General features: G+C 39.6%; 22 protein-coding genes. 5 read left to right on the top strand and 17 right to left on the bottom strand.

Annotated features, from left to right (window positions below; genetic code table 11):
- Positions 1-253: 253 nt before the first annotated feature.
- The gene (locus tag KVT11_RS04810; RefSeq protein ID WP_007499335.1) at positions 254-682 is read left to right on the top strand and encodes a DUF2621 domain-containing protein; all 429 of its coding nucleotides are present in this window, start codon (positions 254-256) and stop codon (positions 680-682) included.
- 21 nt (positions 683-703) lie between these two features.
- Here KVT11_RS04810 and KVT11_RS04805 read toward each other — a convergent pair whose 3' ends face one another.
- Complete coding sequence (locus KVT11_RS04805; RefSeq protein WP_007499337.1) at positions 704-1,186, bottom strand: CcdC family protein; 483 nt, start codon at positions 1,184-1,186, stop codon at positions 704-706.
- Between the two features lie 94 nt (positions 1,187-1,280).
- A complete protein-coding gene (locus tag KVT11_RS04800; RefSeq protein ID WP_008343813.1) occupies positions 1,281-1,988 on the bottom strand; it encodes a cytochrome c biogenesis CcdA family protein in 708 nt (235 codons plus the stop codon).
- A 208-nt stretch (positions 1,989-2,196) separates the two neighbouring features.
- Between KVT11_RS04800 and KVT11_RS04795 the strand changes: the two genes are divergently transcribed.
- Positions 2,197-2,370, top strand: coding sequence for an aspartyl-phosphate phosphatase Spo0E family protein (locus KVT11_RS04795; RefSeq protein WP_369810454.1), 174 nt, complete (start codon positions 2,197-2,199; stop codon positions 2,368-2,370).
- A gap of 268 nt (positions 2,371-2,638) precedes the next feature.
- Here KVT11_RS04795 and KVT11_RS04790 read toward each other — a convergent pair whose 3' ends face one another.
- The 6 genes from KVT11_RS04790 to yneA form a co-directional block, all read right to left on the bottom strand.
- Positions 2,639-2,857 (bottom strand): YneF family protein, encoded by a 219-nt coding sequence (locus tag KVT11_RS04790; RefSeq protein ID WP_003212379.1) that lies wholly within the window; start codon positions 2,855-2,857, stop codon positions 2,639-2,641.
- 84 nt (positions 2,858-2,941) lie between these two features.
- Positions 2,942-3,388: a sporulation inhibitor of replication protein SirA gene (gene sirA, locus KVT11_RS04785; protein WP_007499339.1), complete on the bottom strand. Its 447-nt coding sequence runs from the start codon at positions 3,386-3,388 to the stop codon at positions 2,942-2,944.
- A 198-nt stretch (positions 3,389-3,586) separates the two neighbouring features.
- Positions 3,587-5,590, bottom strand: a complete 2,004-nt coding sequence (gene tkt, locus KVT11_RS04780; RefSeq protein ID WP_046343625.1) for a transketolase — start codon at positions 5,588-5,590, stop codon at positions 3,587-3,589.
- Between the two features lie 188 nt (positions 5,591-5,778).
- On the bottom strand, positions 5,779-6,009 hold the full coding sequence (locus tag KVT11_RS04775) for a DUF896 domain-containing protein (protein ID WP_008343816.1): 231 nt from the start codon (positions 6,007-6,009) through the stop codon (positions 5,779-5,781).
- A 69-nt stretch (positions 6,010-6,078) separates the two neighbouring features.
- Positions 6,079-6,726, bottom strand: a complete 648-nt coding sequence (locus KVT11_RS04770; RefSeq protein ID WP_019744126.1) for a YneB family resolvase-like protein — start codon at positions 6,724-6,726, stop codon at positions 6,079-6,081.
- A 17-nt stretch (positions 6,727-6,743) separates the two neighbouring features.
- Positions 6,744-7,055, bottom strand: a complete 312-nt coding sequence (yneA, locus tag KVT11_RS04765; RefSeq protein ID WP_007499348.1) for a cell division suppressor protein YneA — start codon at positions 7,053-7,055, stop codon at positions 6,744-6,746.
- A 159-nt stretch (positions 7,056-7,214) separates the two neighbouring features.
- Here yneA and lexA point away from each other — a divergent pair, with 159 nt between their 5' ends.
- Positions 7,215-7,835 (top strand): transcriptional repressor LexA, encoded by a 621-nt coding sequence (gene lexA / locus KVT11_RS04760; protein WP_035700932.1) that lies wholly within the window; start codon positions 7,215-7,217, stop codon positions 7,833-7,835.
- 47 nt (positions 7,836-7,882) lie between these two features.
- Here lexA and KVT11_RS04755 read toward each other — a convergent pair whose 3' ends face one another.
- On the bottom strand, positions 7,883-8,326 hold the full coding sequence (locus tag KVT11_RS04755; RefSeq protein WP_008343821.1) for a hypothetical protein: 444 nt from the start codon (positions 8,324-8,326) through the stop codon (positions 7,883-7,885).
- Positions 8,327-8,622: 296 nt separating this feature from the next.
- Between KVT11_RS04755 and KVT11_RS04750 the strand changes: the two genes are divergently transcribed.
- Entirely contained in the window at positions 8,623-9,165 is a 543-nt protein-coding gene (locus KVT11_RS04750; protein WP_008343822.1) for an IseA DL-endopeptidase inhibitor family protein, read from the top strand.
- Between the two features lie 34 nt (positions 9,166-9,199).
- Here KVT11_RS04750 and KVT11_RS04745 read toward each other — a convergent pair whose 3' ends face one another.
- From KVT11_RS04745 to KVT11_RS04710, 8 genes are all read right to left on the bottom strand, one after another.
- Positions 9,200-10,048, bottom strand: coding sequence for an STAS domain-containing protein (locus KVT11_RS04745; protein WP_202734425.1), 849 nt, complete (start codon positions 10,046-10,048; stop codon positions 9,200-9,202).
- A 143-nt stretch (positions 10,049-10,191) separates the two neighbouring features.
- On the bottom strand, positions 10,192-10,572 hold the full coding sequence (locus tag KVT11_RS04740) for a NucA/NucB deoxyribonuclease domain-containing protein (protein ID WP_224559893.1): 381 nt from the start codon (positions 10,570-10,572) through the stop codon (positions 10,192-10,194).
- A 227-nt stretch (positions 10,573-10,799) separates the two neighbouring features.
- On the bottom strand, positions 10,800-12,794 hold the full coding sequence (locus KVT11_RS04735; RefSeq protein ID WP_035391939.1) for a glycosyltransferase family 39 protein: 1,995 nt from the start codon (positions 12,792-12,794) through the stop codon (positions 10,800-10,802).
- A gap of 145 nt (positions 12,795-12,939) precedes the next feature.
- Positions 12,940-13,848: a trypsin-like serine peptidase gene (locus tag KVT11_RS04730; protein ID WP_008343827.1), complete on the bottom strand. Its 909-nt coding sequence runs from the start codon at positions 13,846-13,848 to the stop codon at positions 12,940-12,942.
- A 244-nt stretch (positions 13,849-14,092) separates the two neighbouring features.
- Positions 14,093-17,236, bottom strand: coding sequence for a bifunctional cytochrome P450/NADPH--P450 reductase (locus KVT11_RS04725; protein ID WP_217608985.1), 3,144 nt, complete (start codon positions 17,234-17,236; stop codon positions 14,093-14,095).
- Positions 17,237-17,257: 21 nt separating this feature from the next.
- Positions 17,258-17,839 (bottom strand): TetR/AcrR family transcriptional regulator, encoded by a 582-nt coding sequence (locus KVT11_RS04720; protein WP_017359589.1) that lies wholly within the window; start codon positions 17,837-17,839, stop codon positions 17,258-17,260.
- A 228-nt stretch (positions 17,840-18,067) separates the two neighbouring features.
- Positions 18,068-18,778, bottom strand: a complete 711-nt coding sequence (locus KVT11_RS04715) for a DUF421 domain-containing protein (protein ID WP_017359590.1) — start codon at positions 18,776-18,778, stop codon at positions 18,068-18,070.
- Between the two features lie 64 nt (positions 18,779-18,842).
- The gene (locus KVT11_RS04710; RefSeq protein ID WP_210552447.1) at positions 18,843-21,059 is read right to left on the bottom strand and encodes an RNA ligase; all 2,217 of its coding nucleotides are present in this window, start codon (positions 21,057-21,059) and stop codon (positions 18,843-18,845) included.
- A 112-nt stretch (positions 21,060-21,171) separates the two neighbouring features.
- Between KVT11_RS04710 and KVT11_RS04705 the strand changes: the two genes are divergently transcribed.
- A complete protein-coding gene (locus KVT11_RS04705; protein WP_081114950.1) occupies positions 21,172-21,363 on the top strand; it encodes a hypothetical protein in 192 nt (63 codons plus the stop codon).
- The last annotated feature ends 13 nt before the right edge of the window (positions 21,364-21,376 follow it).

The following is a 21,376-nucleotide window of genomic DNA, read 5'->3' as shown; positions in this document are numbered from 1 at the left end:
CCTGTATACAGGTGGGCTCTCTTCCGTTCGTTTCAAGTCAATACCTTGTGCGAACCACCATGGCCAAATAGTAGAGTCGCTATACAATAATGTATTCCTTTTCTACTAAATGGTTTGGGTCATTCTAGTAAATGGGCGTCTCTTTATCAAAAAAGGCATTTATAGAGAAAAAAACACATACATTTTTGTTATTTTCTTCTACCTTCTCTTCATGTAAAATAGAATAGAGAGAAGGGATATAGGGAGTGAGAACATGTTAAGCGGCTGGTTTTTGTGGTTCATTTTATTTTGGGGTACAGTGATGATTGGATTACTAGCAATCGGTGGCTTTTTTATGTTTCGCAAGTTTTTAAAACGATTGCCGAAAGAAGACGGGAAATCAGAGCTTGATTGGCAGGATGAATATATTCAAAAGAGCCTGCACCTATGGCGCGATGAAGACAAACAGCTATTAAATGAGCTAGTATTACCGGTTCCAGAGTTGTTTAGAGATGTCGCCAAAGAAAAAATCGCCGGTAAAATTGGCGAACTGGCACTAAAAGAACAAGCGGCCAGCATTAATTTAGACTTAATCATTCGCGGCTATATTATCGCTACACCGAAGCGGGATCATAAATTTCTACTAAAGCGCCTTCAAGAAAAAAAGATCGACCATTCACCATATGAATCTTTATTAAAATAACCTCCTTTTTAAAAAGGAGGTTTAATTTATTTGGGCCTGCTGCAGATCTAATTGTTTAGACATCTTTCTAAACGACAAATACATCGCAACCCGCCATGGGACAATCATGCCAAAGGCTAGAATCCAAAACATCCCGCTGAGCGCACCATAATCAATGGAAGAGCTTAAAATCGTCTTCATTCCGATACGAAGGACAAGAAGGCCAATGAGAATAAACACAAATGCTTTTGAACGTTTCAAATAGATTTCATTGCCTCTAATTTCAAATTTCGATGTTTTAATTAAAAAGATAGAGAAAAACATCCCTACAGTAATCGCCTCTAAAAATTCAGCTCCAGTTACTTGAAACATTGGCACAAAAAACATCAGTGCACCAGTGCTCATAAAGATAGGAGGTAATATAATTTTTTTCGCGGTTGCAGGTTTTGCAGATGATTTAATGCGAATAAACATGACGGCTACCGCCATACATACCGCCACTATAGAAGAAATTATGATCATCATATCAAATCATTCCTTTATTCTTTAAGGTCAGTCTATGTATAATATACTCCAATTGACGAAAAAAAACCATTCGCCGCGACTGTAGAAAACGATTTCAAAAACCCGTAAATCCTCCAAATAATGATGAGAACATAATAATGATCCATGTCAGAAGATCAAAGAACAGCAAGATCCCTACTACGATCATAATAATCCCGCCAGTTTTCATGATGAGCTGCTGACGCTTTCTGATCCAAGCCATTTTTGTGATGAAAAAGGAAAGAACAAAAAACGGGATAGCAAAACCTAATACATACGCAATCATGTAGGTCACAGCGGACTCTGGCTTGTTGCTGGCAAGTGTGATGACAGCTGATAAAATCGGGCCGGTACATGGTGTCCAACCAGCAGCAAAACCCATTCCGATGAGAATCGATCCAAAAAAACCGGCTGGACGATTTTTAAACTGCAACCTCTTTTCTCCCATTAAAAAAGAAGGCTGAAATACACCAAGAATCATAAAGCCAAAGAAAATAATGAGAATAGCACCAATTTGACGAATCGCATCTTGATATTCAATGAAAAACTTCCCAACAAACGATGTCCCAAATCCAATGGCAATAAAAATGAGAGAGAACCCAATTAAAAAGAATAATGTATGAAGAAGACTTCTTCTTCTCAGCATCACCTTCTCAGATTTCACTTCATCTATACTAACGCCCGTAATATAGGATAAAAAGGCTGGATAAAGTGGCAGACAGCACGGTGAGATAAAAGATAGAAACCCTGCTCCAAAAGCTAAAAAGTAATTCAAATCTGACAAAAGAACACCCCCTTCTTACAATATACAATAAGAGATGACAAATTCATTTCATTTTTTTTACATCATCTCAATAAAGATGGTCTAATCTCTTAAAACCTTATATAATTTAATTTGACATCAAGATACCAAACCCTTTAAATTTGAAAATAAACCTTAAAATGGATATAATAGAATCGATTCTTTTTATCAAGATTTGCATGAAAGGAACATGACTTTGGTAAAAACATCATTATTAACTCAAATTGAAGAAAAAAGAGAAGAGCTGATGAAAGTTGTCTTGCATAATGGGATGACATCAACAGTGACCATCGAACATAGCCAGCAGCTAGATCATCTCCTCTTACAATATCAACGACACTTACACTCAAACTCAGCCAACTAATGATATCTCAAGATAGAAACAAATGCCGCACGATTTTAGAAAAGTTGATATGTGTGACAATAAAAGAAACGAAAACCTCTGCTCACAGGGGTTTTTTGTTTTGTCTTTAACGGACGGTTCACGGCAAAATAAAAACCACTTTCCCTGCTTTATTCATGCAAGTACAGTGGTTTTATGCGTCTGATGAAGGTGACTTCAATAAAGAAAGGACAACGCTTGTCCAATCTTTAGGGACCATGTTCCATCTATGATCATAATAACGTACGTATTATTTCGCTTGGTTGTTCATGGCTTTCATCATTTGATTGATTTTCTTTTGGGACGGTTTCATGCCCATTTGCATCATCATCATTCGAAGCATTTGTTCATTAATTGGTGGATTCTTTTTCAAGTAGCTCATCATATACTTACGAGCAATAAAGAATCCGAGTGCAACTCCTGCAAGCAGTGCAACAACGCCTACAAGGATGACAACCCATAAATCCATAATTCTTCCTCCTTCATGTTGTCTCGTATAAAGTGTACTAAACAAAAGGCTATTATACAACATTTCACGTTCAATTTTATTTTTTTAAACAAAATTCCTCACTTTTACCGGATTGAGCCAACCATGCTTCTTTGATCCAAAGTCCATAGCTAGGAAACAAGGACTAATTTTTCTGAGTACTTCAAAAAACACCGCTTCTGCCTCATAACTGCCTGTGGCAGACATTTGAATGTAACGGTCTTTTATAATGAATGCGGCTGTGCCTTTTCCATCTGGCAGCGATGCACTGTATATTGAGCCTATTTGTGTATAGTGAATGTTGGTTAAATTGTTCATTAAACGCTGGTGCATATGAAAAGCAGGGATACGTTTCGTTACATAATCCACTTGCTTAACAAGCATGACTAATTCGTCATCACTGCGGTTCGTCCAGTGTAACGATTCAAACAAATGAAACAAAATAGATTCTCTACCAAAATAATGATGAGCAAACTCATCCTCAATCCAATAAATATAATAATGGCGTTCCATGTCTATCCCTTCCTTTCACATTTCGTCAATCTCGCTTATTGCTTGTATTATACAAAAATGTGAAAGAAAGAATTGTCTATATATGAAGCAAGAAGAAACTAGTTTTGTCAAAAAAACAAGAAAAAAGAAAAAAGTTTGCAGAGCATAGTGAAAAGCTCTGCAAACCAACTGCAAAAAAGCATGATGCTTGGAGACTGATTATTTATTCAGCTTTGCTTTTACGCGGCTCACCACGTTGCTGACAGTGAAACCGTATTTTTCAATAATGGTTTCGCCTGGTGCAGAAGCGCCAAATTTATCAATCGCAATCACATCGCCATCAAGGCCAGTGTAACGTTCCCAGCCAAGTGAAGCACCCATTTCGATTGCAACACGTGCTCTCACTGCTTTAGGAAGAACGGACTCTTTGTATTCGTCTGACTGCTCATCAAAGCGATCCCATGCAGGTAAGCTCACGACAGAAACGCGAATGCCTTCTTTTTCAAGTGCTTTTTGCGCTTCAATGGCTAAACCTACTTCAGATCCTGAAGCAAGTAGAAGAGCTTCTGGCTGTGCATCAGCTGCTTCAACGACGACATATCCACCTTTTTCTACGCCTTCATACGCCTTCTCTGGTGATTGATCAATCGTTGGAAGGTTTTGACGAGTAAGAACAAGCGCTGTCGGTTTATTCGTTGAAGATACAGCAATTTTCCATGCTGCAGCTGTTTCGTTTCCATCAGCTGGACGAATAACAGAAAGGTTAGGCATCGCACGTAATGAAGCGAGCTGTTCAACTGGCTCATGCGTTGGTCCATCTTCCCCAACCGCAATACTGTCATGCGTAAATACATAAGTGACAGGAAGTCCCATTAATGCAGCAAGACGAATGGCAGGTCTTAAGTAGTCTGAGAAAACAAAGAATGTTCCACCGAATACACGAAGTCCGCCGTGAAGTGCCATACCGTTTAATGCTGCACCCATTGCGAATTCTCTCACACCAAACCAAATGTTTCTGCCAGCGTAATTCTCTCTGCCAAAGTCATTTGTATCTTTAATGGTTGTTTTATTTGATCCAGCAAGGTCAGCAGACCCGCCAATAAAGAATGGTACTTGCTTTGCAATGCCATTTAATACTTCTCCAGAAGAGGCACGAGAGGCAAGGCTTGAACCTGCTTCATATACAGGAACCTCTTGATCCCAATTCTCAGGAAGTTTCCCTTCAATCGCAAGCTTCAGCTGAGCTGCTAGTTCTGGATATTCTTTTTCATATTGCTCAAACAGTTCATTCCACGCTGCTTCTTTTTTCTGTCCAGCGTCTTTAACAGCTGTTTTGAAATGATCGTACACTTCAGAAGGTACATGGAAATCTTCTTCAAACGTCCAAGAATAAGCTTCCTTCGTTAGCTTCGCTTCCTCACTTCCAAGCGGTGCACCGTGCACCCCAGACGTTCCCGCACGGTTTGGAGATCCGAAACCGATTGTCGTTTTCACTTCAATAAGTGTAGGTTTGTCTGTACTTTGTTTGGCTTTTTCAATGGCAGCTGTCACTTCGTCAATGTTATTGCCGTCTTTTACATAAAGAACTTCCCAATTCATCGCTTCAAAACGATTCTTCACATTTTCAGAGAAAGAACGATCGAGGTCGCCATCTAAAGAAATGTCGTTTGAATCATAAAGAACAATTAAACGGCCTAAGCCTAAATGACCAGCCAGTGAAGCAGCTTCAGAGGAAATGCCCTCCATTAAGTCTCCATCTCCGCAAATGCTGTATGTATAGTGATCCACAACATTAAAATTGTCTTTGTTATACGTTTCTGCAAGATGTCTTTCTGCAAGTGCCATTCCAACAGCCATCGCAATCCCTTGTCCTAAAGGACCTGTTGTCGCATCTACGCCCTCTGTATGTCCAAACTCAGGATGTCCAGGTGTTTTGCTTCCCCATTGGCGGAATTGTTTTAAATCTTCGATGCTCAGATTGTATCCGCTTAAATGAAGCATGCTATATAAAAGCATAGAGCCATGTCCCGCAGATAACACAAAACGGTCTCTGTTAAACCAATTTGGATTTTGCGGACTTACGTTTAAGTGATTCGTCCATAAAGCGTATGCCATTGGTGCAGCGCCCATCGGCATTCCAGGGTGACCGGAATTCGCTTTTTCAATTGCGTCTATGGAGAGAGTACGTATTGTTGCAATAGATTTCAATTCAATCGTTTCCATATAAATCCCCTTCCGTATCTTGTGTACACCATTATCATAAATCTACTGTCCTTTTTTCACAACTATTTCACGCCGAAAAAGAAGGATTTTGTCACATTTAGTTTATCGATCACCTAAAAACTTATGCAAATATGAAAAAAGATGAGAATATTCCTCCCATCTTTTCAAAAATAAAGAAATGACGACCTTTAATGAAGATTCTGGTCTCTTTCTCTTTTTAATTTTTCTGGTGTGACATCGTTTCCTTCTGGATCGACGATTTTCACGGTTTTGAGTGTATTTTTCATAGAAGAACGAAAAGCCTTTAAATATTCCTCTCTTAATTGCTTCTGTTCTGTTTTCTCAGCGTCCGACAAACCGGCCTCTTTCGACTTTTTTGAAAGCTCATTGATTCTTGCAAGCTGTTCTTTAGAAATCATGACAAACTCCTTTAAAACATTTTCTCTACATACTACTAAATATCAGTCATTTTTACAACAAATCACGCTTTAAGTCGCAAGCCCTTTTTCATATTCTTGGTACCTTCTATGGACGGTTGCTTTTGAAATATCAAAACCAAGTGCCTGCAATGTCACCGCAATTTCAGCGAATGTCATGTTGTTTTTTCTTAATCGAACAATTTCAGAAATCGGTACTTCAATACGTTCGCGGCCAGGCGCCTGTTCTTGGTGTTTTAAATTCAGTTCGGGTTGATACCCTCGCTCAACAGCTTTTTTCATCCCACGCTTAATTTTCAAATTATGAATTTTCCGCTGATACTCTTCTACAACGCCTACAATTTCAATGACCATCTCGTCTGCTTCTGAAAGCTCAAGCTCTCCTCTATGAAATACGCTGTACACCTTGACTTTTTCTTTAAACAGACAATGAAGAAGAGCGATTTTCGCCTGCCCTCTTCCAAGGCGTGTCTCATCTTGAATGAGAACAGCATCGATTTCTTCCTCTTTCAGCGCAGCCAGCATGTCAAAAACACCGTCACGATCAAGATCGTATCCACTCGCTTTTTCTTTAATCACTTTGACTACATTCATCTTGTGCGCTGCGGCTAAAGCAAGCAGTTCTTCTTCTTGTCTTGTAAGCGAGGTTTCTTGCTCTTCTTTGGCAGTACTTACTCTCGCATAAATGATTGCATTCATGTCTTCAATCGACCTTTCTACTGTACTGTTGCAAGTTGATATACGACTGGATGCTCTTTTTTAACTGGAATGACAAGGATATCTCCAGGCTGGATGTCAGTTGAAGCGAGATCATTGTGTTCAGTTACCCAGTCAATAAAAGCATTTTTATCGATTGATTTACTGTCGTTTACTTGGTCAGCTAATCCCCAAAGAGTATCACCTGATTGAACCTCTATTTTAACATATTGATTTGGATCATTATGGCTAGTGACTGCAATAAGTGAGAGAAATATGCCAACGATGAATGAGAATAGCCCAATAAAAATAATAGATTCCTTTAACCTCATAATGTCATCTCTCCTAATAGAATGTGTGTTCGTTCTTTCTGTCACTCATTATAAATACGAACAAACGTTTCTGTCAAACGTTTTTTTCGAACCTATGTTTGTACTGTTAGGAAAAACATGCTATAATTTCTTTAAAATTGACGTTTTGAGGTGCAAAAGATGACGAAGCTATCAAAAAGACAACTCGATATCCTGAAATTCATAAAAGAAGAAGTAAAAAGCAAGGGTTATCCCCCATCCGTTCGTGAAATTGGCGAAGCTGTCGGTCTAGCATCAAGTTCAACTGTCCATGGACATTTAGCTAGACTAGAAACGAAAGGTTTAATTAGAAGAGACCCAACAAAACCTAGAGCGATCGAAGTACTAGATGAAGAGGAAATGAATATTCCAAAGAGCACTGTAATGAATGTTCCAGTCATCGGAAAAGTCACAGCAGGCTTGCCTATCACGGCTGTTGAGAATGTAGAAGAATATTTCCCACTTCCAGAAACTTTTGCAGCGCCAGATGAACAAGTATTTATGCTTGAAATTATGGGAGAAAGTATGATCGATGCAGGTATTTTGGACAAAGACTACGTTATTGTGCGTCAGCAAAGCACTGCCAACAATGGAGATATCGTGGTGGCTATGACAGAAGAAGATGAAGCAACAGTGAAACGTTTTTATAAGGAAGATACACACTTTAGATTACAGCCCGAGAATCCATCAATGGAACCGATTATTTTACAGAATGTGAGTATACTAGGTAAAGTGATTGGCGTATTTAGAAATATTCATTAAAAAAAGCCGGTATTTCATCAACTGCTGATGAGAGCCGGCTTTTTCTTTTATGAACAAGAATATGCAAGAATACTGGAGCTTGGGAACGAGCCGAATGTAAAGTTCGGCCATATGAAACCTGTTGTACGGCCAAAAGGCTGCGACGAAAGAACATACATGAGAAATACTTGACCGTTTCTAAGGAACACAATGGTCCACCTTCTATTACATCCAGCTGCAAATTGAACCGTTTGCTGGCTTCCGCCTACACTCTGCCCTGCAATGAGCGGCTGCATGCTTTGAGGCTGAGAGACTGCTTGTTGATATTGCGAGATGATATGCTGCGGCGGGGCTGGCGGGACCGATTGTCCTCCTGCACCTTGCCCTTGCCCAGTCCCTCCGAATGGCAAGCCGGGAAATCCTCCAACTTGAGAAATAGGAAACGCCGGCATGCTTTGGACCTGCCGATCGTACAAGTACCCATTCCACGTACCTTCATATGGATTATACATACTAAACACCACTTTCTTAGACATTCATCACGACAGTATATGTCATACATAAAAAAAGAGTGTTGAGGAGACAAATAGAAATCTTTCCAAAAGACGTTTTATTCTTCTTTAGAACGGTTAAATACTAATGAGGAAGAAAAAAATAAAAAAATGAAAACTTTTTGTCTCCCTCAAACGTTATATAGATAGAAAGAAAAGAAATAAAAAACATTTAGATTTAATACTTGTAATATATCTGTAACTATTGTAACATTTGTAACATAAGAAGTTTTCATTGAGAAAAGGAGGCAATCGCCTTGAAAAAATTATTTGTTTTATTAACCGCTATTATGCTTATGATCTCATTACAAACAACAACACTGGCCGCTTCCAAAAAATCAGCCGCTTTGACAAATAAAGAAGCGTTACATATTGCCCTTGATGCAAGAGAACACTTTTGGAGTGCTATGTCAGGCTACAACATTAAAGAGCATTCAGATTACAAATTAAAATCATTTACTTATAAAGACATGACTTACAACTACCTGTCTAACACATTTGATACAAAGAAAAAACTAAACAGCTATCTATCTCAAGTGTTCACAAAAGATGCCATTACTCACGGTTTAAAAGACTATCAGTTCATCGTTCATAAAGGAAAAATGGCTGTGCCAGTTGGTGACGGAGACAATATGCTTAATTGGGATAAGGCAACACCTAAACTCGTCTCTAAGAAAAATACAATCCGCACATACGAATTCACAGTCCCAACACTTGATGGACGCAAAGTAAAACGTACTGTCACTTTCGAGAAAGTACAAAAGGATTGGAAAGTAACAAAAATTGACGCTGTGATCTAAATAAAAAACCAGGCCGTTTACTAGGCCTGGTTTTTTATATTGGTGAAAATTCAGTCATACGATCTAAAGCGTGAGCAAGTGATGAAGCCGTTTGAAATTCATTAAAAGGAAGTCCAAGCTGTACAGCCGTTTGAGCAATTTCTGGTCTAATACCTGAAATGGTCGTATTAACCCCGATTAACCGAAGTGACGTGACAAGATCAAAGATTTGATGTGCTACCATCGTATCAATGATGACGACACCCGATAAATCAATACATAAATGTTGAACACCTTTTTGCGCACACTGTTTTAATGTATTTTCTAAGATAATCTTTGCTCGCGCAGTGTCAATATCTCCAACTAAAGGCAATAAGGCAACATGACTTTTTAACACAATGACTGGGGAACTCAACTCATAAATCATGTCTCTTTGTGCAACGAGTTTTTTGGTGGTATTTTTCACATATTGCTGAATAAAGACATGAATTGAAATGTTAAATGCCTCAGATATCAAATCATACCAATAAAATATTCGATCAATGTCAATATCACCTTGATGCTGTTTTATAAACTCTTTTAAGTAATGAAGAACTACTCTTTGATTGGACATATATTCTCTCACGACGTAATCTAATGGCGTGTTCAAGTGCTTCGGATCACTTGCTAAGTCTTCAGACCATTTTTTAAATTTCGTATGTAAATACGTCTTGTCTTCAATAAGTGCGCGTATAAAATGCTGATAATAATCTTGATTTTGCCGTTTTAGCTCTGCTATGATGCTGGAATCTGTTGAACGATAAATGGATTCTGGATCATCATCCTCAATTGATTCATACCATGTTTCAGTCAGTTTCTCTGCATGTTGCATGAAAAAATCGTATAATGCACGGTTCTTTTCCATAAGCATATGTCCCTTCACATTTTCTACTTGTCAGTCTTTGTACCTGATGGATTGATTGTACCACTGAATCTTTTGTACCTGCTAGCTCGAATACGCTCCTGTTGAACAAAAAGAGCCCCTCTCAAGGAGCCTCTTGTCTATGTTTATTTGACAATAAATAAAATTCGTTTCCCGTCAGGATACCCGCTGATTTGATGCCCGACCCATGAACCAGCGCCTCTATTATCTGATGGACTGACATATTGAACGCTCGCCCCCTTTCCTCCTTCAAGACAAACCGCCATCGGCCATTCATCCCGGTCAAAACCAGGTTTTGTGGGAATTCCTTTTAATGATTCTTGCCTGCGGGCATCTGCCCCATTTCGGTCAATGGTACACACGTCTGAGTGTCCTTTTCGAATAGCTTCTTGAATATGACTGCCTGTTTCAGGATACCGTTCCTTAGGAAATTGAATCACATGATCATAACGATCTGCCCCTTTTGCGGAACGATCCTCTCCAAAACCACCTAATAACGCACCCATCCAAATGACAAAACAAAGAACGACAGCAGCGATCCAGCCTTTTCTCATCTTCAAAAGCTCGTGACCTCCTCATACTTTTGATGAAATGATGTTGACTTGAAGGGAATGAGTCATTTTTAATGTATGAGTGGCTGAGTGATGACATGTGAAAAACATGAGCTGAATCTTCCTAGATACTGATCCATAAGAAAAAACGAATGATCTCTTCATCATTCGCCTTGTTCTACTTAAGATATTTCATCTACTCTATATAATGTTTCGTTTTGTGAAGACATCTCGGACGGCATCCCCTCTTCAGCTGATGAGGATCGTTTATATTCTTCAGATGAGATGACTGTACCATGTGATTTAATCCAACTCACCAATTTGCTGTTAGCTGATGACTGATTGTCTGGTAATAAAAAGTATTTCACCTTTCCTTGTTGAATAAGTGCTTTTAATTTGTTGACAGTCAAAATAGGATCTGTCCCATTAAAACCGCCTAAAGCCATGACATTCTCATCTTCATCAATGATATATGGCGCTGCGGTAACAGTCGTAAGCGTTGCAAATAAATACGTTTCACCTGTTTGATGAGCCTTTAAATAAGTGAGTAAGCCTTGATCGACACTAGATGTAAACATGTTCCCTCCTCGTGAACTAGCCAGCTGTACACCTGCTTCTGGAAGAACAGCATTTCCACCATATATGATTGGGGTGGCGGACCAAAAACCCGGAAACAGTAACAGCGTTGTCAAAGCAGTGATGAGCAGTCGTTTCATGATCAATTGTTTTTCTCTGTACATCAGCAATAGGATAGCGATACTTGTTCCCGCAATCGCAATGGCATACATCCAAATACTACTGATTTGAGTCGTATAGTTACTCAAAATATACCCTTGGAAGATGGCTGTAACAGCGATTGCTGCTGGAAGCAAATACGCAGATACTCCTTTGTTTGCCTTAAATAACTCTCCCATCTTCTTAGCTCCTATGCCGCATAGTGCTGCAATAGGCGGGGCAAGCATAATGAGATAGTAATGGTGAAAGAAACCCGCAATACTAAAGAATCCGGCAGCAGGAATCAGCCATGCTGTCCAAAACATCGTTTGTTTCCATTCATTTAATTGAGCTTTTCTCTCCTTCAACCAACTGATGATCATCCCTAAAAGTCCAAACAAAGCAAACGGCAGCATCCAGCTGATTTGACCTGACAATGCAGATTGAAATAAACGAAATATACCGGGATTCCCAGTGCCATACATATTCATGCTTTGTTGACCTACAGCACTTCCAGGCGGAGAACCACCATCTGGACCATGTTGAGGTGGCGTCATTTGATTTTGGGATGGCGGCGGCTGATTTCTGTTTGACTGATCCTCTGACGAATCGCCTAATCCAGAATTGTCTGGCATCACCATACCTGCTTGCTGGTTCATGTCACCAAAGGATTTCCCTGTCGTCTGACCAAGCAGCCGTTCCGTGCCGTTATACCCAAAGGCAAGTTCTAACACTGAATTTGTTTGACTGCTTCCCACATAAGGGCGCTCACTTTCAGCTGTCATATCTACAGTAACTGCCCACGATAGAGATAAGCAGGCTAATACGACGATCGAGCATAAGAGAGAGAAAATTTTCTTTTTTAACGGTACGCGAGCAGAAATGAAATAGTAGAAAATAAATGCTAGAACGACCATAAACGCTTGCAGCATCTTCATATTAAATCCTACCGCTACCAAAGCGAAGGCCATAAGAAGCCAGCGCATCTTTCCGCTTTTTACAGCACGCATTAAGAAATACGTACCCGCAAGTAATGTGAAGACGAGCATACTGTCTATATTGTTCGTTCTACTCACAGCTGCGGCAATTGGTGTGAGAGCCATAACGGCCGCTGACACCCTTGCAGCACCTTGACCGAAAGCCGGTTTTATCATGAGATAAAGAAGAAGAACAGATCCCACTCCAGCAAGTGCCTGCGGCAATATCACACTCCATGTATGAAAACCAAAAATAAGTGCACTGATGGTTTGAATCCATAAAACGACGGGTGGTTTATCAATTGATACGAATCCAGCTGCATCAAATGAGGCATAAAAAAAGTGATGGAAGCTTTTGGACATACTTTTGACTGCAGCTAAATAATATTGATTGGCACTGTCATTCTGCCAAATTTGATAAGTGTAGAGAAAAGCTGCAATCAATAAAATCAACAACAATATCATATCTATTTTTTTATTTTTCACTCATATCTCTTCTTTCTTTATCATTTATTTCATTCAGCATAGCTTTTAAATATGAAATAGTGATGAACAAAAAAAGAAACTTTTCTGCATTTGACGATAAAAAAAGCCTGTCCCCTGTAAAGGATACAAGCTGATTGTTCTATTTTTATTGCGCCTTCGCATAGTTGATAAATTCAACAAAGGCAGCAGTCGCTTTTGGTCCGCCGTTGATCGTTCCGTTTGAATAACCCGCATTATGGACCCCGACGATTTGTTGGTTCTGATCTAGCATCGCAGAGCCAGAGTTTCCGCTAAATGTATCGATCGTATAGTATGCGAGATTCGTATCTTCTCTCGTGACTGGACCTGACATTTCCCATTGTGACACTTTGCCAGTCGATCTCATTTTATCACCTGGATATCCAGAAATTTTAATCGTTGTACCTGTTAGATTTGTCACTTGACGAATAGAGCGATAGCCGACCGTATTTCCAATGTTCGTATCTGTTTTAATGACGGCAAAATCATATTGACTCGCCCCCGTGTTGATATATCCACTTGGTACATAGAATTCGGTCATGTTTGCTGAGCCGTTCACGGCCGTGCTGTCATTCATGCCTGGGTAGACAGACCCTTTTGCACTATAGCTTCTTGTGGCTGTATTGTAGACGCAGTGTCCGTTTGTCAATATTTTGTTTGGAGCAATGAGTGTTCCGGTGCAGCTAGATCCACCAAATGTAATATAAGCAATAGAATTATAGGGGGCTACTCTTGTATTCGTCACTTTTGTTCTACCATCGTCTCCAATGACTACTTTTGTTTGAAAGTCTTTTAGATATTTTGTGAGTGGTTTTACTTTTTCGCCAATAGTAGAAGAGAGATCATCCACTTTGTCAAAGGATGAGGGGGTTTTCATATCGTTGTGGAAGTCAGCTGAAGAAATCACCTTTCCGTCAGAAGTCACCATGTCATAATCAGACGTAAGTACTGAATCAGATGCTGCATGGGCAAAACTAGGCACACTTAAAGCACCAAAAACGAGTAGAGAAGGGATTAATTTTTTCACCTTTTTCATCATATTCCTCCTTTATGTCCTATATCAAAAATGATACGATTGTTTCATATTGGAGTAAATGAGAGAATATTCTTATTTTTTACAAAATATTTCATTTGTAAATTAGGTGTTTCGTATCTTCCAAATATTTATTCTAGCGATCTCTCTATGAAAAAAGAAAAAACCGCCATTTTGGCGGTTTCAGATTGTTGACAAAGGGCTAAAATGAACTTTATTTTAGCCCTTTGTCTTCTTTTCAGCGTGATCAGCTCCATACATCTTTTACATATCTGTTGTCATTGGCTAGAGATGTCAGCCATTGTTCAGCTGTTTCTTTCGCACACTGTTTCTCAGTCTGATACAGTTCAATAAGTGTTGCCTCGACATCTGGTGCCATGACCTTTCCATCCCCGCAAATATACAGGTAGGCGCCTTTGTCGAGCAATTCAATGAGCTTGGCTCCATCATTTTTAATGAAGTGCTGGACATACACTTTTTGCTCCTCGTAGCGAGAGTAAGCACGGTGGATGGTGACGACTCCTTTTTCTTGTGCAAGCTGCATTTCGTCATAATACAGATCATCTTCATGCGGGTGGCGGCAGCCAAAATAAAGATGGGCTTCACCTAACGACTTCCCTTCATTTTGCCATGCTTCCCTTGCCTGAATGAACCCTCTAAACGGGGCGATACCTGTTCCTGGTCCAATCATGATCATTGGTATTTCAGGAGAAGGCGGCAATTCGAACCCTGCTTGAGCTTCATGGAGGAAGCAGGCCACTTCATCTCCTTCTTGCAGTCCGCATAAATAGTTTGATGCGACGCCTGCGTATTCACCGCGTCCGCTCCATGATTTTCCTTTCACAACAGCTACTGTGATACTAAGCCTCTTTTCATCCACCTTTGGCGAACTGGAGATCGAGTAATAACGAGGCTTCAATCCTGGTAAAAGGGCTAAGAAATGATCAAATGGCAGTTCACATGCTTCGTATTGTTCTAGTAAATCCAGCATGGTCACACGCTTCTTTAATACAGCTTCTTGATAAATGTCTCCCGCCATTTGTTCAAGTTCAATACGATGAGGTGGGCATACCGTATATTTTGCAAGATCTCTTAGCTGAGTACGTGTCACAGGCTCTTGCAACTCTACATGTGACCCCAACAATTCTTCGACTTGAATTGGCTGATTTAATGGTAAATGACTTGCTTCTTTTTCCGAAGAGAGTATCATGTGCTGCTTGGGATCCAGCTTAAAACGATCGGTCACTCGCTGAACGAGTGTTGCACTATTTTTTGGCACGATTCCGATATGATCTCCTTCTTTATAATGCTTGCCTTCAGGTAATTGAAGTTCGATATGCCTTGTTTGGCGGGTACTTTTTTCAGATTGTAATTCTTGATTTTTCAATACAACAGCTGAAAAGGCACCGTATGTTTTAGCTACAGGACGTTCCACTAGCTCATTCGTATATACAATGGATAGGTTTGGCTTTTCTTGGCGTTTCTCCTGCAAGGTTAAATTGAATTCTTTTGCAAGCTCATCGAAGACTGTCTTCTGGAATGTTTCTTTATCTTCATCCATATCACCGCCCGCATCGCCTTCACCAATATCCGTTACACGCTTCGCCCCTTTTCTTTCAAGTGCTTCATCAATCAGACGAGGAATACGCTGATACGTGCTCGCCCAATTTCGATCCCCGCACCCAAAGACTGCAAATGTCACGTTTGATAGATCCTGCTCCTCATCCTGCGTCACCCAATCCACAAACTGTTTCGCATGGTCAGGCGGATGACCATTGTATGAAGCCGTTACAATTAAAACTGCGCCTGACTCTGGTAACTTTCGAGTATAATCATCAAGCGGTGCCGTTGTCACGTCAAACCCTTTTGCTTTTCCGTCTTCAGCAAATTCGTTTGCCATCTGCTTTGCTGTGCCCAGATTTGATCCGTACAAGACCAATAGCGGTGTTCCATGACTCGCTATTTTTGCTTCAGCAGATGCCGTGCTTTTTGTTGGTTCTTCTTTCGGAGGCGCCATAAAGAATTGCTGCTTTCTTGGCCGTACTTTGATTTTAAAATCATTCGGCTTAATCGTCAGGGATTCTTTTAAATCCAGTTCATACGACGTATGGTCAATCAGTTCAAGGTTGTGCAGAACCATCGCCAGAACCATCGTGGCTTCATGAAGGGCAAATTGCATCCCAATACATGCACGCTGGCCATTTCCGAATGGTTTATAGGCATGCTGTGGAATCTTTTCAGGATGCATAAAACGTTCAGGCTTGAATTCTTCTGCATCCTCCCCCCAAACCGCTTGATCCCGATGTATTTTAGGAAGTAGCACACTGACACTTTGGTTTTTTTTGATCGGATATTTCCCTCCAATGACTGTATCCTCTTTCGCATAAAGAGAGAACGTAGGCGCCGTCGGCCAGAGGCGAAGTGCTTCATTTAAGACCATACGCGTATAACTTAGTTTTTGAACCTGCTTAAATGTCGGCAGTCCGCCTTGTAGCACGTCGTCTGCTTCTTGTACGGCTTTTTTTAATTTGTCTGGATTCTTTAGTAAAAAATAAATCGCAAATGACAACAATCCACTTGTTGTTTCATGACCTGCTATTAAGAAGGTAATGATTTGATAACGGATATTTTCATCTGACAGGCGTTCACCTGTTTCAGGATCCTTTGCATGTAGCATGAGAGAAAGTAAATCATTGCCCGTTTTATCTTGTTTTTTCCGTTCTTGAATAATGTCATCTACTAATTGCTTCATAAATTCAACATCTTGTTCAAATTCTTTTCTTCTTTTGATCATTAATTTATCTGCGACCGGCAATCTACTTGCTTGATCCATCGCTTCATTTAAGCCATTCAGCATGCTTTCAATAAATGGATGCTGATTTTCTTTGTAAAAGCTGTTAAATCGAAAATCAAAACCGCATAGCCCGATCGTATCTAAAGTGAGCTTTGTCATATCCTCTGCTACTTCAATTTCTTCATCACGGCCCGTTCTTTGCCATTTTTGTACAAGCTGTGTGGCAATATCGAGCATCATCTCATGGTAGCCTTTCATGGCCTGCTGGCTAAACGCCGGCATCAAGATGTGATGAGCCTTTCTCCAATTCGGCTCTTCTGTCCAACTTGTAAATAACCCATCCCCTGAAAATGTTCTCACTTTATTGAGACTGCTTCCAATGAATTTATCAAAACGCCTCTCATCAAATACTTCTTTGGCAAGTTCATGGCTGGAAACAAAAATACTTGTTGCTTTTGAAAATTCAAACTGAAAGATCGGCCCTAATTCATCTGCCAGCCGCCAAAAGGTTTGAGAAAGCTCTCCTTTTTTGATATGAGGAATATTTTTTAAAGGTCCGTATGTTTTTGGTTTTGGAATGATTGATGTTTGTTGCATGTGCCCACTCCCTTTATTTCTTTATGATGCAACGCTAATGGCACGCCATAAGCATTGCTCAATATCTTCTAAAAATTCAATCGTTGGTTCAATTTCCTCTGCTAGAATCTGTTTATGAAGCTGAACGAACGCTCCAAATACAATGGATAAAATTGTTCTCCCTGAAAGATTTGGATGAATTCCATCCTTTTTGCCTTCTTCAAAAATATGAAATAGCTCATTTAATAGCTGCTGCATCTTCTCTTTACTTTTCTCATCTAAATAGTGTGAGCGTTTGTCAATTTCTAAGAAGTACAGACCACTTGGATTCTCTTTTGTAAAGAGCACTAAGCAATAAAAGACATGTTTGAAATAAGCCCTAATGCTTGCTTTAGGGTCTGGACTGTTTGTATTCACCTTGTCGATAAATGCAGTCAGACTTCGCTGGTATAAAATGTTCACAAGAGCTTCTTTACTATCAAAATAACGATAAATGGTTCCTGCTCCAACATTGGCTCTTTTCGAAATCATCGGCATCGTTGTACCGTCAAAACCCCGTTCAATAAATAAGTCCAGAGAAGCCTTCATAATCTGCTCCTGTTTATCAGTAGTTGCTGCGGGCATTTCATCCTCTCCTTTCGTTTTATCAGGAATGAATGTTCATTCCGCTTGATGTATATTATATTAATATTTTAAATTCTTCTATTTATACTTAAACATACTTATTTTTCTCCGTCACTACATTTTTTGAAAATAATAATAATTGAGAAATGATACCTAGATAGATGACATCCAAACGACTTATAAATATTGGCAGTTCTGTGACGCGCGGGTGTCGACTGAACTATATGTTCATTCTTGGTCAATTGGAGAATGGATGTGATCGTCATATGTATCAATATATAAACTGCCATTACTTGAACGAACCGCATAAACAATGTCTTTTAAAGACAGCTGCCTTTTTTGAATTTCTTCATATATCCACTGCTCCGTTAATTGGTTTTCATGAAGGTTTTTCAAAATGAGCTTTCCGTCCATAATGACTTCAATGGGCATGTAACGCTCTGCCTGCATCCATAGGTTAAGATCTTTTCGCGTGACATAATCAAATGAAGGGTATTTTTTCACCGACATATGCCCATCTGTTTCAATCATTGCAAATTCAACTTCACTAATGTCAAACACATTCTTTTCTCTGAGCTGTTGATTTAAATAATCAAGTGTATACCTCATTCCTTTCATATTCTCTTCAAGGATTTTGCCATTTTGAATCACAAGCGTTGGTTTACCGGCCATAAAACCTCTCACCTTCCGGCTTCTTAAAGCAAGTAAAGAAATCACATAAATAATGATCACAAGTGTCACAAAAGAAATGGTTGTGTGATGAAGCGGAAGCGTAGTATTAAACGCCAAGTTCGCCGCAATTGAACCTAGACTGATCGCCGCAATGAAATCAAAAATATTCATTTGTGCAATGGTTTGCTTTCCAAGAAGACGGGCACCGCCGAATAAAATAGCAAAAGCGAATATGGTTCGAAGAATGACTTCAATATGATCTGGCATTTCAGCTTCCACCTTTCGATTTCATGAAAAAAAGCCTTTTCTTTAGAAAAGACTCTTTGTTAGACTATGCATTTATTCCGTCATTATTCAAATGGGCCGCTTCTGTTTGCTCAAATTGTGAACGCAGCTCAATGATTGAGCTGTTTCTCACGTTTACTGGATCTTGCTGGAGTAGCCATGTATAAAATCTTGCTTGCTCTGCTGTTTGCAAAGCCTGCATATATTTTTGGGTGGAGCGCTTATCTGCAACACGCTGTTTAATGGATCGCATTTGCTTCCAAAATTGATAATAAGAAAGCTTTAACTTGGTCATAAAGCCACTATTATCCTCAATGACATAACCTTCTTCTTTGATTGTGTCATCATGTGATACAGATTGATACCATTTATAGAAAGAGGTCCAATCATGAAACACTGCCACTTGCTGTTTGCACCGCATGCCAAGCTGTTCACTGAGCCTTTTCACTTCAGCAAATGGTTCTTTTTCATAGCTCAGCTGACGCTTCACGATATCAAGTAAAATGAGTTGATCATGATCATATGTGATAATATGCGGGTCTTTCTCTGGCAAAATGACTTCAAATACAAGGGATACATGGTTGTCACGTACGTATGATTTGATGTAATCGACCTGCACATCGTCAAAGGTCGCATAAAATAGCTCTTCGACCCAAGCAGCATGCTGATTTTGCTTCACATGTGACGTATACGATTTGGACGTAAACACCAGCTCATCTTTTATTTCGTTAAACCCAACCGTGCCTAAGTATCCATTTGCTTTATCATAGACCGTCACAGGAAATTGAAGATGATTCACTAAATGCTGCATTCTTGTTTCAGGACGTTCATCAATATTAAAGAACTTATTATAACTTCTAGACACAATCTGCTTTGAAGTCATATTGATAAACAACCCTCTTGCTTTGACATTTATTTCATCCCATTGTCTTTCACTAAATGCTTTTTTGGTGAAATTAAAAGATGAAATATCGTGTGGCAGCTTTAATTCCTGTACATATTCATGCTGATCTAAATGGGCTAAAAAATCATCCAGCGTCAAATTGGGCTGAACAAAGACCGGTTGCTTGTTTTCAGAAGCTCTGTAGACAGGATTGTCAATTTCATGTGTCTCAATCCCGCCTGCTGTGATTTTTAACACACGCAGCTGTCCGCCAAATTCAACCTGACCTTCGAGATTATAAGATCTTTCCGCCGCTTGGATAGGCAGTCTATATAAATTGCGATGACCGTGAATTTGAATGATATCTAATCCAGCAGTATTTTGCACAAATAAGTGGTCAATGTCATCTGAATATTCACCTACTCCGTGAATAAGCTGCTGCGTTGAGACATGCAGAAGCTCTTCTGGCAAATGGGCAAGCCCACCATGGGTGACAAGAAATGTCTGACCATGATACGTAAAATAGGTGAGCTGATGAAATGTTCTGACAAACTTCCTTAATTCTTTTAGGTCAAAACCTGCTTCCGCAATTTCAGGCGCAGTATGACGGTTAAACATATTACTTCTCACTTTTTCTTCATGTGCATATTTGTAAAGATGCTGATCATGATTTCCTTCAATGACGATCACATTGCGGCATTCTCTATGTGCCAGCATCCATTCTAAAACTTCCTTGTTTTCTATTCCTCTATCAAGCAAATCACCTGCAAAGATATAAAGCTCGTTTTCTTTCAAGTCTCCTTGCAAATAAGTATTTAGAGCTGTGTAACAGCCGTGAATATCACCGAAGACGTGAATGGCCTCATACTGATCAAAAGACCTGGGCTGATACGTCATAATGGCTGGATATTCCTCAGGCGTCAAAACGGTTACCCATGAAGGCACCTTCTCTGTCTTTAACCGTTCATTCATTTGATATAAAACAGATTCCTTCACTACTTTGTGCGGCTCTCGACAGCGATTTTGCAGCAAGGCTGTTTCAAGAGGCACTTGCGTAAAATCGACGACATACACTCTATAGCGGTATGAAGTAGCTAATGATTTATACTGCGAAATGGACTTACTTGTGACATGTGTTGCATCAATGACAGTAAAGTCTCCTCGTTCCATTCGGGCTGTGAGGAGTTCAAATAATAAAGACCAGACTTTATGATCATGTTTGCTTGAAATTTCTGGTTTCCCATTGACTGATAACTGCGGAGGCTGGGTTAACAGACGGATCTGATCCGCTGATAATGTATATGGTTCTAAGCCTTGTTCTTTGATCCAAGTTGATTTACCTGCACCTGGGAGACCTCGTAAAAGGACTAAAGTTCTCATAATGGTTCTCCTTTAATGAGTGATATTTTACCTATTATAGATAAATTATGGATAAATCTCAATCTTTTATTGAATATGGTAATATATAGATATCGAAAGGGAGGGGTTACATATGTCTAATGAAGAGAGGGCTGCATTCAATATTGGGGATATTGTATTTCAAGTATTTTCTCTTCTATTCATCGCATTGATCGTGACCATCGTTGTCATCGCGATTCGAATGATAAGAAGAAAACAAGTGGAATTGAAGAAAGTCGAGGCTAGATTAAACAAAGTAATTGAAAAAAATCATTTAAAAGAGTAAAAAAATCCGGGAG

This window comes from Bacillus sp. GbtcB10 (assembly GCF_019091365.1).
In the GTDB taxonomy this organism is placed as follows: Bacteria; Bacillota; Bacilli; order Bacillales; family Bacillaceae; genus Bacillus; species Bacillus altitudinis.
Note: the sequence above shows the minus strand (reverse complement) of the source record. Positions and strands in the feature narration are given on the sequence as shown.